Here is a 401-nt window from a genome sequence, read left to right as displayed (position 1 = left end):
TTGTTGTCATAGGCGGCCTGGTCGAGGTAGAACCTTACGGTGTAGTCGTCCGGGTTAAGGCCTGCGGCCAGTATCTGTGGTATGTGCTCATTCAGGATGAAGGTGTGGATGCCGTCGGTGTTGTCTTCACAGTAGGCGTTTGGCGGTATCACACCGTTTACGCCAAGCTCCGGAAGCGGGTTCACGATAAGCTCCAGCTCTACTACTTCATAGCATACCACATCGTTAGGGTTGCCGGTGTTGGCTTCTACYCTTACCCATACGCTGCCGCTGGCGCTCTGGTAGGCTTCAGGGGTGGCTATCGGGTTGGTATCGGCTTCTGCGTCGGCTTCGGTCTGGTGGTAGCTGATTACGGTGGTATTGTCGTTGTTCCTGATGTCGGCCTCGGCATCGGTCAGGTC

General features: G+C 56.0%; 1 protein-coding gene. It reads right to left on the bottom strand.

Annotated features, from left to right (window positions below):
• A partial coding sequence (locus KJK34_RS15135; protein ID WP_223054708.1) for an FIDD domain-containing protein occupies positions 1 to 401 on the bottom strand: 401 nt, incomplete at both ends.

Source organism: Flavobacterium coralii (assembly GCF_019891545.1).
GTDB classification, from domain to species: domain Bacteria; phylum Bacteroidota; class Bacteroidia; order Flavobacteriales; family Flavobacteriaceae; genus Flavobacterium; species Flavobacterium coralii.
The sequence above is the reverse complement of the archived record's forward strand: the minus strand, read 5'-3'. Positions and strand labels throughout refer to the sequence as shown.